Source organism: Cutibacterium avidum 44067 (assembly GCF_000367205.1).
GTDB lineage: Bacteria > Actinomycetota > Actinomycetes > Propionibacteriales > Propionibacteriaceae > Cutibacterium > Cutibacterium avidum.
Genome location: NC_021064.1, coordinates 322343 through 335338 on the forward strand (window position 1 = coordinate 322343; position 12996 = coordinate 335338).

Consider the following 12996-nt stretch of genomic DNA (forward strand, 5'->3'; position numbering starts at 1 on the left):
GGTGAAGTTCATCGACTGGTTCGCCGACGAGTCCGTGTACGTCGTCGACCTCGCCCTGGCCTGTTGCGGGGTCGAGAGCGGGGCGGCAGTGCCGACTGCGGCCCCCACCTGTCAGGACGCCCCCTCGGGGGTGCCGGTCGTCGCGGTGGTGTCGGGAACCATTTCGACGGTGTTGGCGCCGGTGGTGTGCTCGACCATTGAAACCTTGCGTGAGGACCATCCGGTCGACGTCGTGGCCTTCGGGGCCTGTGCTTGCGCCGGTGGCCCCTATTGGGACTCGGCGGCAGTCGTCGACGGACTGCCCGCGATCGGTGTCGAGGCAGATCACTGGATCCCGGGTTGCCCGCCGGCCCCGGACGCTCTCACCGGCTTCCTGTCCTCCTCCCGGGAGGCAGCATGACGACCATCGATGTCCCTGCAGACAGGTGGCATGACGCCGTCGCCGAGGCGATCGCCACCCACCCGTGGCTGGTCCATCTGACGGCCATCGACGGGGCGGGCGAACGCGGACAGGACCCCGACATCATCGTCGTCTGTCGATGCGAGAACCATGACGGCGACGACGTCACCGTCTCCACTCGTGTGCCACGCGATGGCGGGAGCCTCGACTCCGTCGTCGACGTCGTGGCAGGAGCTGCCTGGTATCAGCGAGAGATCCACGAGTCCTTTGGGGTGACCTTCGTCGGCCCGGGAGCTGACAATCGTGCCCTCCTCATCTGCGACGCGCCCAAGCCGCCGCTGCGCAAGGAGGTCGTGCTGGCGCAACGAGCCGAGACGACGTGGCCCGGCGTGGCCGGCCCGGGCACCTCGACGTCAGCGAGCCGACGCCGTGCTCTACCTGCCGGTGTTCCCGACCTCGAGACCTGGCAACGCATCAAGGACGGTGAGGATATTTCTGACGTCGAGGTCGTCGCGGCCATGTCAGGGCGACGTCCACGATCGAGCGCCGGACGAGATGCCGGAGCCACACGGGCCACACGAGGACAGGCCGGACAAGGGAGGCGAGCATGAGGCATTCCGCCATCGACCTCGACGTTGACGCCTGCACCTCCTGCGTCATCTGCGCGCGGGCATGCCCGGCCTGGTGCATCACCATCGACGCCCACAATGAATCCGTTCCCGACTCGGATGCCCGTCGTCCTCGCACCGTCGCCGTCCTCGACGAGTTCACCATCGACTGGGGATTGTGCATGTACTGCGGGATGTGCATCGAGTCGTGTCCGTTTGACGCCCTGTCATGGAATGACGAGCGGGTACCGGATTCGGAGACGCGAACGGACCTCGTCAGCGCGTGGGGATCGGACGGTGGCCGGTGAAGCAGCCGGTTGGCTGGCGTCGACGCATCCAACTCAAGTGGTTTGCCTACCTGCGCGCCTGGCGGTCCCGGTCAGTCCTGGAAGGACTGGTCGGGACGATTCTCATCACGGCCGGATCCCTGACCCCGGCATATCTACCGTTGAACTCACCGTGGTGGTCCCGGCTCGACGAGGCCGGGCTGCGTGGCTCGACCTGGCGCATCGTCGGAACCCTCCTCGTCCTTGTCGGCGTCGGTCTGCTGGTGGATTCCTGGCTTTGCTTGCGTCCCGGCCGTGAGCCCCGTGACCTCGGCGCCGAGCCGCTTCCCAAACATGTGCGTCGGTACTTCAAGCGTCGTCCGGGAATCCGCGCCGGGCTGCGCCCGTGGGCCGTCCTCGGCGTATGGGGCCTGCCCTTCCTACTCGCCCCACCCATCTTCAGTCACGACGCCTACTCCTACGCTGCGCAGGGGTGGCTGCTGGAGAACGACATCAGCCCTTATGAGGGGTACCCAGGTCTGCTGCCGGGGGCCTTCGCCGACCAGGTGGCCCAGGAATGGCGGTACACCAAGACCCCCTATGGCCCGTTGGCCCTGGCCGTGCAGCACCTGATCGTTCATCTCACCGGTGACAACCCATATTGGTCCGCGGTGTTCATGCGGATCCCAGCCGTTCTCGGCGTCATCGCCATTGGCCTGCTGATGTCTCGGGTGGCCCGCAGGGTCGGCCGGGACCCGCACTTTGCCGCATGGTTCTCCACCCTCAACCCGATCCTCGTCGTCGACTTCATTGGCGGAGCCCACAACGACTCCCTCATGATGGGGCTGGTCGTCATCGGGTTGTGGCTGGCATGCATGACGAGCTGGTCGTGGCTCCTCGGAGCAGTCCTCGTTGGGGCGGCGGCGGCCGTCAAGCAGCCGGCCCTCATGGTGGCCGTGGCATTGCCATTCATCCGTCATCCCATGGAGTCGTGGCATCCCCGTCACCTCTTCCCAGCCCTGGGGCGAGCGGTGTGGTCGCTCGCTGTCTCGGTGGCGGTGTTCGCGGGTATTTCATGGGCATCCGGTCTGGGATTCGGCTGGTACCACGCCGTCGACGTCCCGGGCATGGTGCTGACGGTTTCGCCATTCACCCTCGTCGGCATGGGGGTGCGCATGATTCTCGGGCTCTTCGGGGCTCACCAGGCCGCGGCTGCCGTCATCCCCATCGCCCAGGCGATCGGCGTGCTCGTGGGAGCCGCGCTCCTCGTCGTCATGGCGATTCGTCTGCTGCCCCGCAAGCCGCTGTCCTTCCTTGCCCTGGGATTCCTCGCCGTCGCACTGTGCGCGCCCGCCCTGCACTCCTGGTACGTGCTGTGGGGAGCGCTGTTGCTGCCCTTGATCGACAAAGCCGCCCGGTACGTGCGCCCGGCAGTGTGGACCACCGTCATCCTGCTGTCCTTCGACGCCGTCAACCTGTCGTGGCGCAATAGTGCGGTGGCCCTTGGGGTCGCTCTGGTCCTGGTGCTGGCGGCCCGACTGGTCTGGCACGAGCGCAGCCTGGGACAAGGGTGGACGCACAAGGATGTCCACGTTCCGCATCGGCACACAGCTCACGAACAGTCGTGACCGGTATTCTGCTGCCATGTCTGTGACCAGTCTGACTGCGAGCTCCCAGACCTACCTCAAAGCGATCTGGAATCTCCAGGAGTGGTCTGACGACCCCGTCGGCACCTCGATGTTGGCTGCCAAGGTGGGGGTGCGGCTCTCGACCGTCTCCGAGGCCGTTCGAAAGCTGACCGAACAGGGGATGCTTCAGCACACCCGGTATGGGTCAGTTGCCCTGACCGAGGAAGGCGCCCAGCACGCCGTGGCGATGGTGCGCCGCCACCGTCTCATCGAGACCTTCCTGGCAGAAACCCTGGGATACCGCTGGGATCAGGTCCATGAGGAGGCCGAGGCCCTCGAGCACGTCGTCTCCGACTTCATGGTTGACCGTATCGACGAGTTGCTCGGGTACCCCACCAAGGATCCCCACGGCGACCCGATTCCCAGCCGAGCTGGGGACATTGAGCATCCGGACGGGGCGGTGCAGCTGTCGGCCGTCCACCCCGGGGTGGTCGTGCGCGTCGAGAGGGTGGCTGACGGTGACCCTGGTCTCCTGCAGTTCCTGGCTGAATGCGGCATCGGCGTTGGTACCCGGATGGAGCCGCGCCCGGGTGCCCCTTACTCCGATTCGATCGAGGTTACCGTGGCCGATCGGGCCATACCGCTGGGCCGTTCAGCGACCGACGCCGTCTGGGTGAGCGTCGAGGGCTGAGATCGCCTGTGGCGACGTGCCCGCGTGACGACGCCGTGGCGCGGGCTGAAGAGGTAGACGAGTAGGAATGCCACGCCCTGCACGACGACGACCAGGCCGCCGGGGGAGACGTCGAACCAGTAGCTGAGGTAGATGCCGACCACCGTGCACAGCGCCGACAGGCTCGGCGCGATGACGAGCATCCGTGAGAATCGGTCGGTGAGCAGGTAAGCCGTTGCTCCCGGAATGATCAGCATCGCCACGACGAGAACGACCCCGACGATCTGCAGGGCGACGACCGCCGTCAGCGCCAGCATCCCGAGCAGGAGAGCCCCGAGGAGGCGTGGGGACAGACCGATGGCGTGGGCATGGACGGGGTCGAAGGCGTAGAGGGTGAGATCCCGACGCTTGAGCAGCAGCACGAGCAGGCTGATCCCGGCCAGGATCGCTACCTGAACCATGTCGGCCTTCGTGATGCCCAGCACATTGCCGAAGATGATGTGATTGAGGTCGGTCTGGCTCGGGGTCGTCGAGATCAGGATGAGACCGAGGGCGAACATCGTCGTGAAGACGATGCCGATCGCGGCGTCCTCCTTGACCCTGCTGGTGCCGCGGACCACCCCGATCAGGATGACGGCGAGGAAGCCGAAGACCACGGCGCCGAGGGCGAAGGGCAGGTCGAGGATGTATGCCAGAGCCACTCCAGGTAGTACGGCGTGGGAGACGGCGTCCCCCATGAGAGACCATCCGACCAGCACGAGCCAGCACGACAGCAGGGCACAGACGACGGCCGCGACGACGCTGGTCGTCAGAGCGCGAACCATGAACTGGTAACTCAGTGGTTCGGTGAGCCACACGAGGGCATTCATGCCATCCTCCCGGATTCGGTGACGTCGACCCCGAAGGTCAACGCGAGGTTTTCTGGACGTAGTGCCTCGGCGACCGGTCCGTGGAACAGGATGGTGCGCAGCAGCAGGACCGCGTCGTCGGCGAGGTCGGGCAGGGCGTGGAGGTCATGGGTGGACACGATGAGGGTTCTTCCCTGGTCGGCAAGGTCACGCAGGAGTCTGACGATCGTCGCCTCGCTGCGTTTGTCGACCCCGGCGAAGGGCTCGTCGAGGAGCATGACGCGAGCTCCCTGGGCAATACCACGAGCGACGAAGGCGCGTTTGCGTTGGCCGCCCGACAGCTGGCCGATCTGACGATCCGTCAGGTCAGCCAGCTCGACCCGTTCCAAGGCCTCTGCCACGGCCTCGCGATCCTCGGCGCGTGGCCGTCGGGTGAATCCCTGCTGGCCGTAGCGACCCATCATGACGACATCGCGCACCGACACCGGGAAGGACCAGTCGACGTCCTCGGCCTGTGGGACATATCCGACGATGCCGTGACGACGAGCCTTGGCGGGGGAGTCGCCGTCGATGAGGACCCGGCCATGTTCGGGCCGAACCATCCCCATGATCGCCTTGAAAAGGGTGGACTTGCCTGACCCGTTCATCCCGATGAGACCGGTGACGCGACCCGGCTCGACGGAGACGGTGACGCCCGACAAGGCGACCACCTCCCCGTAGCGCACTGAGAGATGGTCGACGTCAACACATCCGGTCATGACTTCTTTCCGGTGAGGGCAGTGGTGATGGTGCGGGCGTCGTAGTTGATGAGATCGAGGTAGGTCGGGACCGGTCCGTCGGCCTTGGAGAGGGAATCGACGTAGAGGGTGCCGCCGAACTTCGCCCCGGTGGAGTTGACGACCTGCTTCATGGGTTTGAGGGAAACCGTGGATTCGCAGAACACGGCCGGAACCTTGTTCTTCCTGACGAAGTCGATCGCCGAGGCGATCTGCTTCGGTGTGCCCTCCTGATTGGCATTGACGGCCCAGAGGTACTTCTCGGTCAGGTCGGTGTCCCGAGCGAGGTAGGAGAAGGCGCCTTCGCAGCTGACCAGGGCACGCTCATTGCGCGGCAGGGCGGACAACTGGTGGGTCATGTCATCGGTGACCTTCTGGAGTTTCTCCTTGTAGGTGTCTCCGTTGGACTTGTAGTCCTTGGCATGGTCGGGGTCGAGTTTGCTGAAGGCCTTGACGATGTTGTCAGTGTAGATCTGGACATTCTTCGGGCTCATCCAGGCGTGCGGGTTCGGCTTGCCGGCGTACTCGTCCTCGGCGATGTTCATCGGTTCGACGCCCTCGGAGACGACGACGTGCGGGACGTCGGCGGATTCCACGAACTTCTGGAACCAGCGCTCCAGGCCCAGCCCGTTGTCGAGAATGAGATCGGCCTTCGACGCCTTCTTGATGTCGTCGGGGGTGGGCTCGTAGTCGTGGATCTCGGCGCCGGGCTTGGTGATCGACTCGACCGTCAGGTCGTCGCCGGCAATGTTCCTCGCGATGTCCTGCAACACGGTGAAAGTGGTGAGGACGACGGGTTTGTTGTGTGATTTCGGGGGATTGGCAGCGCCGCAGCCAGTTAGGGCGAGCGCGACTGCCGCGACGAGCCCGATGACCATGGCGTGAAGGGAGCGATGCATGGAGACCTCCTTGGGGTTGTGAAACTTAAAAGTTCGGTCAACCTAAGTTCAAGGCGAGGCTACATCGTGAGGATGGCGGGTGCCACCGTGAGTTTCTGGTGGGATGGGTGCAGGAGACATGTCCTCGCCATCGGCGAAGGCCTTCGTCAACCAGCTTTTCTGGGTGGTGATTCGGCAAGGTGGCAGGCTTGAGGTCATGGATGAGGTGAAGATCAGCGGTACCGACGATGTGACGATCACCCTGGACCGCCCCCGAGCCATCAATTCGTTGTCCGGCGAGATGCTGGCGGCCATCGGGAAGGCCGTCGAGGATTCGCCGCGCAGTATCGACCTGTCAGGCGCGGGAGAGCGCGGTTACTGCTCCGGGGCTGACATCCGTGAGCTCAGGTCGCTGGCTCTGGAGGATCCCGAGGCTGCCGGCGACTGGTTGGATTTCGAGTACGACGTCGATGCGGCGATCGCGGCGGTCCACTCCGGAACCGCGCATCTGCACGGGATCTCCATGGGCGGTGGTCTTGGTCTGGCCCTTCGCCTCAAGCAGGTCGAGGCACGAGAGGACCTTGTTCTGGCGATGCCGGAGACGGGTATTGGGCTGTGGCCCGACGTCGGTGTGTCTTTCGAGCTGTCCCGCGCCCCGCGGTATGTCGGGCGCCACCTGGCCATGACAGGAGCCTCCATCGACGCAGCCTCGGCGCTGTGGGCTGGTCTGGTGGACGAGGTCGTTGACGCCGACGGCAATCCTGCTGACGTCGATCCAGTTGCATGCCAGCTGGCCCGCGACGCGGTGTGGATCCAGGAGTGCTACGACACCGACGACCCGGTTGAGGTGTGTCGTCGACTGGCTGATCGCCCGGAGGAAGCCGCACGCAAGACCGTTGGGCATATCGCAACCCGCTGCCCGTTGTCGGTGGCCGTCGCGCTGGCAGCCGTCATCAAGGCTGAGAGTGCGTCAGGACTCGCTGAGGTTTTGGAGACTGATCGAGCCTTGGGGCGCTCCTTCATGCGCGACTCGGACTTCTGCGAGGGGGTGCGGGCTCAGCTGGTCGACAAGGACCGCAACCCCCACTGGTCACACGAGAGCCTGGCCGACGTCCCCGCGCGTCGTGTCGAGGAGATGTTCGACCCGTCCTGAGTCACAGGTCGTAGTCGACGACGACGGCCGCGTGGTCGGAGGTGCGCTCGGCATAGGAGGGGTCTCGGTCGATCTCGGCTGTGACGGCCTTCCTCGCCAGCTCCGGTGAGGCCAGGTGATAGTCGATACGCCATCCGGCGTCATTGACGAAGGCCTTGCCACGCCAGCTCCACCAGGAATAGGGGCCGTTGACGTCAGGGTGCTGGGCGCGCACGACGTCGACGAGGGTCTCGGGAGACAGGATGGTGTCGAACCACTGCCTCTCCTCGGGCAGGAATCCCTCGTTGCGTTGGTTGGACTTCCAGTTCTTGAGGTCGGCGTTCTCATGGGCGATGTTGAAGTCGCCCATGAGAAGGACATGACGCCCCTGGGCCGCGCACTCCTGGCGTCGGGTCGCCAGGTACTCACGGAACCCGGCGAGGAAGGTCATCTTGCGGTCCTGCTTGGCTATGGACTTCTCGTCCTTGGGGTCCGGAGTGGCTCCCTTGGGCAGGTACAGGCAGGCGACGGTGACGGGTGCGTCGGCGAGATCAACCTCGATGTAGCGCCCCTCGTCAGCGAAGGGAAGCAGCTCAGCTGGTAGTCGATCGGTGATTCCGGTGCGGACCTCGTCGAGATTGGGTGTCTCCCCGGGGGTCATGACGAGGTGGGTGCCCCAGGATCTGACCTCGGCCGGAGCGGTGCGGGTGAGCAGGGCGACGCCATTGCGTCCGGCCAACGAACCCGGCGCCCAGGAGACGTGACGATCGCCGAACGCCCCCTCCGGGAGATCGGCGGGACGGCAGCGCACCTCCTGCAGGCCGATGACGTCGCAGTCACGGGTCTCCATCCAGTCGGAGAATCCCCGTTTCAGGGCAGCTCGGATGCCGTTGACGTTGAAGCTGGCGATGCGCATGGGGAGAGTTTGTCACAGGGTGACGACGCAGTGACGTGACGGCTGTTCGGCATCACTCGTAGAGGTACCCGACGAAGGCATTTCCCTCCTCGCGGGCGATGTCATGGAGTCCACACGACTCGTAGAAGGCGACGATCTCGGGGATGTCGTCGGAGAGCAGGACGATCTGGCGCAGCCCCGAGTAGTGCTCCATCATCGACGTCAGCAGGTGGCGGCCAATCCCATGCCGCTGCCACTTCGGATGAACCAGTAGGTCCTGAATGAGGGCGACCTGGACGCCGTCAGAGATGGCTCGTGAGAAACCGATGAGTTCATCGTCGATCCTGGCGCATCGCACCTGGTCGACTCGGTCGAGCAGCCCTTCCATCTTGTACGGGTGGGTGGTGTAGGCGGTTCAGCCAACCGAGTTGTACAGGGTCATCAATTCTTCGATGTGAGGGTGCTGATGGTCATAGGAGACACCCTGACATGTTGGTCCTGACATGTCGACATTGTCCAACTCGGCGTGCGGACGGGGAGCCTCATCACAAGGCCACATGCGGTGGTCCTGGCTGGTCCGTCGGGCTTGGTGACGGGCCGGATTGGTCACGACGCCGGCACGCCTGCTAGTATTTTCGATCGCTGGCTCGCGCCAGCAAGGCAGGTTGCCCGAGTGGCCAAAGGGAGCGGTCTGTAAAACCGTCGGTTCGCCTACGTTGGTTCGAATCCAACACCTGCCACGCAACCCCCGGGTCGGATGGATTCGGGGGTTGGTTTCGCCAAAGCAAGATTCTTGGCCGACTCGTTCGGTCGGGGAAACGGTAGAGGTGAAAACGGCCTGGTTCGATTGATTACCGGTTCCCACAGGGGATTTCATTCCGGGGTCAGGAGATTCGGGTTTCAATTTGCCAACGACTGGAAGCTCGTGTAACTTTCTCATTCGTTGCCCCTATAGCTCAGTAGGCAGAGCGTCTCCATGGTAAGGAGAAGGTCAGCAGTTCGATTCTGCTTGGGGGCTCTGAGTGTGAATCGGCCCCACTCGCCCGGTGGGCCGGGCCCGAATGGGTGCCGAGGATCACATGGCGGGGTAGCTCAGGGGTAGAGCAAGCGGCTCATAATCGCTGTGTCGCGGGTTCGATTCCCGCCTCCGCTACCAAAACAAACCGGGGAAACTCGGGAGCGCACACTCCACACGGCTCGAAAGTAGGAAAGATGGCCAAGAAGTCCGGCGACGTTCGCCCGAAGATCACGCTCGCCTGCACCGAGTGCAAGGAGCGCAACTACATCACCAAGAAGAACCGCCGTAACAATCCTGATCGCATGGAGATGGCGAAGTTCTGCCCGCGCTGCCACAAGCACACCGCGCATCGCGAGACCCGCTGACGCCGGGTTTTCAATCCAAGAACCTTTGACGAGGGGTCACCTGAGGGTGGCTCCTCGTCTTTTCGCTCGTTCTCAAGGGTTCTGTGGCGTCGGGGGTCTGGGATAGCCTGAACGACATGCCGATCAGTCCTGATGACGTCGGGCGCACGTATCCGACGACAGATCCCTACCTCGTTACCGCGGAGAAGATCCGGGAGCTCGCCACCGCCTTGGGTGACACTGCTCCGGCCTACCGGGGGGACGACCCCATTGCTCCGCCCACATTTGCCATGGTGTTGGCGTCCCGGGCGTGGGAGGCACTGTTCGACGACGAGCAGCTTGGCCTCCAGCTGGAGCACATGATTCACACCGATCAGTCCTTCAACTGGATCCGTCCGCTCCACAAGGGTGACGAGGTCACCTCGACCTTGAGGATCACCTCGGTTCGCATCCGGGGCAACACCGACATCATCGGCATCGACGTCTCCTTGGACCACGTCAATGGCGAGCATCTCGGCAACGCCACCTCGACCTTGTGGCACACCCGTCCGGAGGCGAATGCATGAGCGCGCAGCTGACGGAAGGTCAGACATTCGGGCCGCGAGCCATCGGTGTCACCCGGACCACCTTGGTCCGCTATGCCGGTGCGTCAGGGGACTTCAATCCGATCCACCACAGCGACCGTGCTGCCCGGGAGGCCGGCATGGACGGCGTCATTGCCCACGGCATGTGGACGATGGGGGCGGCTCTGGGTGCCGTCATCGAGTGGGTCGGGGGGCCTGAGCAGGTACTCTCCCAGAGAGCTCGCTTCACCCGCCCGGTGCTCGTCCCCGACACCAAGGAGGGGGCCTCCATCGAGGTCGCCGCCAAGGTTCGCAGGGTTGTTGATGACACCGCGACCCTTGGTGTCGACGTCAAGTGCGGCGGGCAGTCCGTTCTCGGACGAGTCGAGGTCGTCGTCAAGCAGGAGGAGCAGTGAGTACCACTGTCATCGGCCCCTACGAGGACGACGACCTCACCGAGGCGTGCAGCACCATCCATCACGAGGCGATCGGCACGAAGGCCACCCTCACCGGAGGGGATGACGTCCTGCTCGCCCCGCTCACGACGTTCAAAGTGGGTGGCCCGGCCCGTCATCTCGTCATAGCCACGACCAATGACGAGCTCCTGCAAACCGTCCGCGACTGCGATCGACGCGGCGAGCCCTGCCTTGTGCTCGGAGGCGGCTCCAACGTCCTCGTCGGCGACGACGGATTCGACGGCACCGTCGTGCGCGTCGCGACCTCGGGACTGTCCGCCGAGGTGTCCTCATGCGGTGGTGCCCTGGTGACGGTTGCCGCCGGTCAGGTCTGGGACGATTTCGTCGTCCACGCCATCGAGCAGGAGTGGATCGGCCCGGAGTTCCTCTCCGGCATCCCCGGCCTCGTCGGCTCGACGCCCATCCAGAACGTCGGCGCCTATGGCGTGGAGGTCTGCGAGTTCATCGCCCGGGTGCGTACCTGGGATCGTGTCGATGACACCCAGTGCACCTTCACCGCGGACCAGTGTGGCTTCGGCTACCGCTCCAGCCGGTTCAAGGCCGAACCAGACCGCTATGTCGTCCTGGACGTCACCATGCAGTTCAACCTCGGTACTCGGTCGCTGCCGGTGCGCTATGCCGAGCTGGCGCGTCGTCTGGGGGTCGAGCCAGGGGAGAGGGCCAACACCTCCGAGGTCCGTGAGACCGTCCTGGAGGTGCGTGGTGGCAAGGGTATGGTCCTCAACCCTGATGACCACGACACCTGGAGTGCGGGGTCCTTCTTCACCAACCCGCTGGTGGCTCCCGACGAGGTTCCGGAGGCTGCACCCGCCTTTGTCCAGCCTGATGGTCGTGTGAAGACCAGCGCCGCATGGCTCATCGACCACGCCGGATACGGCAAGGGGTTCATGGTGGCCGAGGACTCCCCGGCCAGCCTGTCGACCAAGCACGTGCTGGCCCTGACCAACCGCGGCAGCGCCAGCTCCGATGACCTCACTGCTCTGGCGCGCACCATCATCGAGGGAGTTCGCGACGCGTACGGCATCACCTTGGTGCCCGAACCACGCCTCGTCGGTTGCGCCATCTGAGGTCGGTGGAACTCGTCCAGACCGACGACCCTGCCAACCTCGTATAGCCGAGTGTGGAGGGTCGCCTGTCATTGTGGTGGGCCCAGGGGCCAGAATTGGCCTATGACGACCCCGCTGACCGACTTGTCCCCCGATGACCTGTCCGCCCTGCACGAGCAGCTGAGCGATGAGCATGCCGAGCTCGTCGCCCGTGGTGTCTCTCTTAACATCACCCGCGGCAAGCCTTCCCCGGCGCAGCTTGATCTCAACGCGGACCTGTTGACGATTGATGTCCCTTCCCACGCCGAGGATGGCCAGGATGTCCGCAACTACGGAGGCAACCGCGGACTCACCGAGATCCGCCGCATCTTCGGTGAACTGCTGGGGGTCGACGTCGACCACATCATCGCTGCCGACAACTCCAGCCTGTCGATCATGCACGATCTCGCGATGTTCGCCTTCGTCCATGGCATCGCGGGTGAGAAGCCGTGGTTCGGCCAGAACGTCAAGTTCATCGCCCCAGTCCCCGGCTACGACCGCCACTTCGCCATCTGCGAGCACCTCGGCATCGAGATGATCCCGGTGGAACTGGGGGAGCACGGCCCTGACGTCGACGAGGTGGCCAAGCTGGCCGCCGACCCGTCCGTCAAGGGCATGTGGGTGGTGCCGATGTATGCCAACCCGAACGGCGTCGTCTACGACGAGGAGACTGTTCGTGCCCTGGTGTCCATGCCTGCCGCCCCCGATTTCCGTATGTGGTGGGACAATGCCTACGCCCTGCATCACCTGACCGACACCGAGCGTCCACCGCTGCCGGTGCTGCAGTGGGCTGAGGAGGCTGGTAACCCTGACCGCGTCTTCGAGCTCGCCTCGACCTCCAAGATCACCTTCGCCGGCGACGGCATCTCCTTCCTGGCCTCCTCGAAGGCCAACCTGGACTGGTACCTGGGACATGCGGGGATCCGCTCGATCGGCCCTGACAAGGTCAATCAGTTGCGTCACGCGAAGTACCTGGGTGACGCCGAGGGTGTTCGCAAGCTCATGCGTGCCCACCGCGAGATCCTCACCCCGAAGTTCGCCCTCGTCGACGAGATCCTCACCAACCGCCTCGGTGGTCGTGAGGTCGCCACGTGGACTCATCCGACCGGCGGTTACTTCATCACCCTCGACGTCATGGATGGCACGGCTTCTCGCGTGGTGGCCCTGGCCAAGGAAGCCGGCATTGCCCTCACCCCGGCCGGGGCGTCTCATCCGCTCCACGATGACCCGCACGATCGCACCATCCGTCTGGCGCCGTCCTTCCCTGGCATGGACGAGCTGCGAGAGGCCATGGAGGGTGTCTCGACCTGCGTCCTGCTGGCAGCCGCTGAGAAGCTTCTCGCCAACTGAAAGAGGCCTTTCTGCAATTCGGCGAAACCCTTATTATGGCCCCACACGCGCGAGATGTG

The 12996-nt window shown here is 64.6% G+C and carries 16 protein-coding genes and 3 tRNA genes; 14 read left to right on the plus strand and 5 right to left on the minus strand.

All coding sequences use genetic code 11. From position 1 onward, the window contains the following. Position 1: 1 nt before the first annotated feature. The 5 genes from PALO_RS01445 to PALO_RS01465 are packed head-to-tail and all read left to right on the plus strand — an operon-like array spanning position 2 to position 3593. Positions 2-400 carry an NADH-quinone oxidoreductase subunit B family protein gene (locus PALO_RS01445; protein ID WP_015582137.1) on the plus strand — a complete coding sequence of 133 codons (399 nt, stop codon included), beginning with the start codon at positions 2-4 and terminating at the stop codon, positions 398-400. Then, positions 397-1011: an NADH-quinone oxidoreductase subunit C gene (locus PALO_RS01450; protein ID WP_015582138.1), complete on the plus strand. Its 615-nt coding sequence runs from the start codon at positions 397-399 to the stop codon at positions 1009-1011. The genes PALO_RS01445 and PALO_RS01450 overlap by 4 nt, the downstream gene beginning before the upstream one ends. Then, a complete protein-coding gene (locus tag PALO_RS01455; protein WP_004809097.1) occupies positions 1008-1316 on the plus strand; it encodes a 4Fe-4S binding protein in 309 nt (102 codons plus the stop codon). The genes PALO_RS01450 and PALO_RS01455 overlap by 4 nt, the downstream gene beginning before the upstream one ends. Next, entirely contained in the window at positions 1313-2902 is a 1590-nt protein-coding gene (gene mptB, locus PALO_RS01460; RefSeq protein WP_016666140.1) for a polyprenol phosphomannose-dependent alpha 1,6 mannosyltransferase MptB, read from the plus strand. Before PALO_RS01455 ends, mptB begins: the two co-directional genes overlap by 4 nt. A 16-nt stretch (positions 2903-2918) precedes the next feature. Beyond that, complete coding sequence (locus PALO_RS01465) at positions 2919-3593, plus strand: metal-dependent transcriptional regulator (RefSeq protein ID WP_177166369.1); 675 nt, start codon at positions 2919-2921, stop codon at positions 3591-3593. Here the strand turns inward: PALO_RS01465 and PALO_RS01470 are convergent. From PALO_RS01470 to PALO_RS01480, 3 genes are read right to left on the minus strand one after another with little or no spacing between them, the layout of a single operon-like run. After that, on the minus strand, positions 3500-4441 hold the full coding sequence (locus PALO_RS01470) for a metal ABC transporter permease (protein WP_015582141.1): 942 nt from the start codon (positions 4439-4441) through the stop codon (positions 3500-3502). The genes PALO_RS01465 and PALO_RS01470 overlap by 94 nt on opposite strands. Then, on the minus strand, positions 4438-5178 hold the full coding sequence (locus tag PALO_RS01475; RefSeq protein ID WP_004809093.1) for a metal ABC transporter ATP-binding protein: 741 nt from the start codon (positions 5176-5178) through the stop codon (positions 4438-4440). Before PALO_RS01475 ends, PALO_RS01470 begins: the two co-directional genes overlap by 4 nt. Then, positions 5175-6095 (minus strand): metal ABC transporter substrate-binding protein, encoded by a 921-nt coding sequence (locus tag PALO_RS01480; protein WP_004809092.1) that lies wholly within the window; start codon positions 6093-6095, stop codon positions 5175-5177. Before PALO_RS01480 ends, PALO_RS01475 begins: the two co-directional genes overlap by 4 nt. 196 nt (positions 6096-6291) lie before the next feature. Between PALO_RS01480 and PALO_RS01485 the strand changes: the two genes are divergently transcribed. Continuing rightward, positions 6292-7227: an enoyl-CoA hydratase/isomerase family protein gene (locus PALO_RS01485; RefSeq protein WP_023033173.1), complete on the plus strand. Its 936-nt coding sequence runs from the start codon at positions 6292-6294 to the stop codon at positions 7225-7227. A gap of 1 nt (position 7228) precedes the next feature. Here PALO_RS01485 and PALO_RS01490 read toward each other — a convergent pair whose 3' ends face one another. Together PALO_RS01490 and PALO_RS01495 are read right to left on the minus strand one after the other, a co-directional pair. Continuing rightward, positions 7229-8122 carry an exodeoxyribonuclease III gene (locus tag PALO_RS01490; protein WP_004809090.1) on the minus strand — a complete coding sequence of 298 codons (894 nt, stop codon included), beginning with the start codon at positions 8120-8122 and terminating at the stop codon, positions 7229-7231. A 52-nt stretch (positions 8123-8174) separates the two neighbouring features. Then, positions 8175-8489 (minus strand): GNAT family N-acetyltransferase, encoded by a 315-nt coding sequence (locus PALO_RS01495; protein ID WP_015582143.1) that lies wholly within the window; start codon positions 8487-8489, stop codon positions 8175-8177. Between the two features lie 271 nt (positions 8490-8760). Between PALO_RS01495 and PALO_RS01500 the strand changes: the two genes are divergently transcribed. The 8 genes from PALO_RS01500 (at position 8761) to PALO_RS01535 (ending at position 12937) form a co-directional block, all read left to right on the plus strand. After that, positions 8761-8841, plus strand: a tRNA-Tyr gene (locus PALO_RS01500). A gap of 205 nt (positions 8842-9046) precedes the next feature. Further along, positions 9047-9119 (plus strand) — tRNA-Thr (locus PALO_RS01505). A gap of 63 nt (positions 9120-9182) precedes the next feature. After that, positions 9183-9257: transfer RNA gene (locus tag PALO_RS01510), tRNA-Met, on the plus strand. Positions 9258-9313: 56 nt separating this feature from the next. Then, the gene (gene rpmG / locus PALO_RS01515) at positions 9314-9484 is read left to right on the plus strand and encodes a 50S ribosomal protein L33 (RefSeq protein ID WP_004809087.1); all 171 of its coding nucleotides are present in this window, start codon (positions 9314-9316) and stop codon (positions 9482-9484) included. 116 nt (positions 9485-9600) lie between these two features. Next, positions 9601-10029, plus strand: a complete 429-nt coding sequence (locus PALO_RS01520; RefSeq protein ID WP_015582144.1) for an FAS1-like dehydratase domain-containing protein — start codon at positions 9601-9603, stop codon at positions 10027-10029. Continuing rightward, the gene (locus PALO_RS01525; protein ID WP_015582145.1) at positions 10026-10442 is read left to right on the plus strand and encodes a MaoC/PaaZ C-terminal domain-containing protein; all 417 of its coding nucleotides are present in this window, start codon (positions 10026-10028) and stop codon (positions 10440-10442) included. Before PALO_RS01520 ends, PALO_RS01525 begins: the two co-directional genes overlap by 4 nt. Then, entirely contained in the window at positions 10439-11569 is a 1131-nt protein-coding gene (locus tag PALO_RS01530; protein ID WP_015582146.1) for a UDP-N-acetylmuramate dehydrogenase, read from the plus strand. Before PALO_RS01525 ends, PALO_RS01530 begins: the two co-directional genes overlap by 4 nt. A 102-nt stretch (positions 11570-11671) precedes the next feature. Further along, positions 11672-12937, plus strand: coding sequence for an aspartate aminotransferase type Ic (locus tag PALO_RS01535; RefSeq protein ID WP_004809082.1), 1266 nt, complete (start codon positions 11672-11674; stop codon positions 12935-12937). Positions 12938-12996 lie beyond the last annotated feature (59 nt).

What these genes read in the sequence shown, in the direction of transcription:
- PALO_RS01450 (WP_015582138.1), top strand. Translation starts at nt 397, where the DNA reads ATGACGACCATCGATGTCCCTGCAGACAGGTGGCATGACGCCGTCGCC.
- PALO_RS01455 (WP_004809097.1), top strand. Translation starts at nt 1,008, where the DNA reads ATGAGGCATTCCGCCATCGACCTCGACGTTGACGCCTGCACCTCCTGC.
- PALO_RS01465 (WP_177166369.1), top strand. Translation starts at nt 2,919, where the DNA reads ATGTCTGTGACCAGTCTGACTGCGAGCTCCCAGACCTACCTCAAAGCG.
- PALO_RS01470 (WP_015582141.1), bottom strand. Translation starts at nt 4,441, where the DNA reads ATGAATGCCCTCGTGTGGCTCACCGAACCACTGAGTTACCAGTTCATG.
- PALO_RS01475 (WP_004809093.1), bottom strand. Translation starts at nt 5,178, where the DNA reads ATGACCGGATGTGTTGACGTCGACCATCTCTCAGTGCGCTACGGGGAG.
- PALO_RS01480 (WP_004809092.1), bottom strand. Translation starts at nt 6,095, where the DNA reads ATGCATCGCTCCCTTCACGCCATGGTCATCGGGCTCGTCGCGGCAGTC.
- PALO_RS01485 (WP_023033173.1), top strand. Translation starts at nt 6,292, where the DNA reads ATGGATGAGGTGAAGATCAGCGGTACCGACGATGTGACGATCACCCTG.
- PALO_RS01490 (WP_004809090.1), bottom strand. Translation starts at nt 8,122, where the DNA reads ATGCGCATCGCCAGCTTCAACGTCAACGGCATCCGAGCTGCCCTGAAA.
- PALO_RS01495 (WP_015582143.1), bottom strand. Translation starts at nt 8,489, where the DNA reads ATGGAAGGGCTGCTCGACCGAGTCGACCAGGTGCGATGCGCCAGGATC.
- rpmG (WP_004809087.1), top strand. Translation starts at nt 9,314, where the DNA reads ATGGCCAAGAAGTCCGGCGACGTTCGCCCGAAGATCACGCTCGCCTGC.
- PALO_RS01520 (WP_015582144.1), top strand. Translation starts at nt 9,601, where the DNA reads ATGCCGATCAGTCCTGATGACGTCGGGCGCACGTATCCGACGACAGAT.
- PALO_RS01525 (WP_015582145.1), top strand. Translation starts at nt 10,026, where the DNA reads ATGAGCGCGCAGCTGACGGAAGGTCAGACATTCGGGCCGCGAGCCATC.
- PALO_RS01535 (WP_004809082.1), top strand. Translation starts at nt 11,672, where the DNA reads ATGACGACCCCGCTGACCGACTTGTCCCCCGATGACCTGTCCGCCCTG.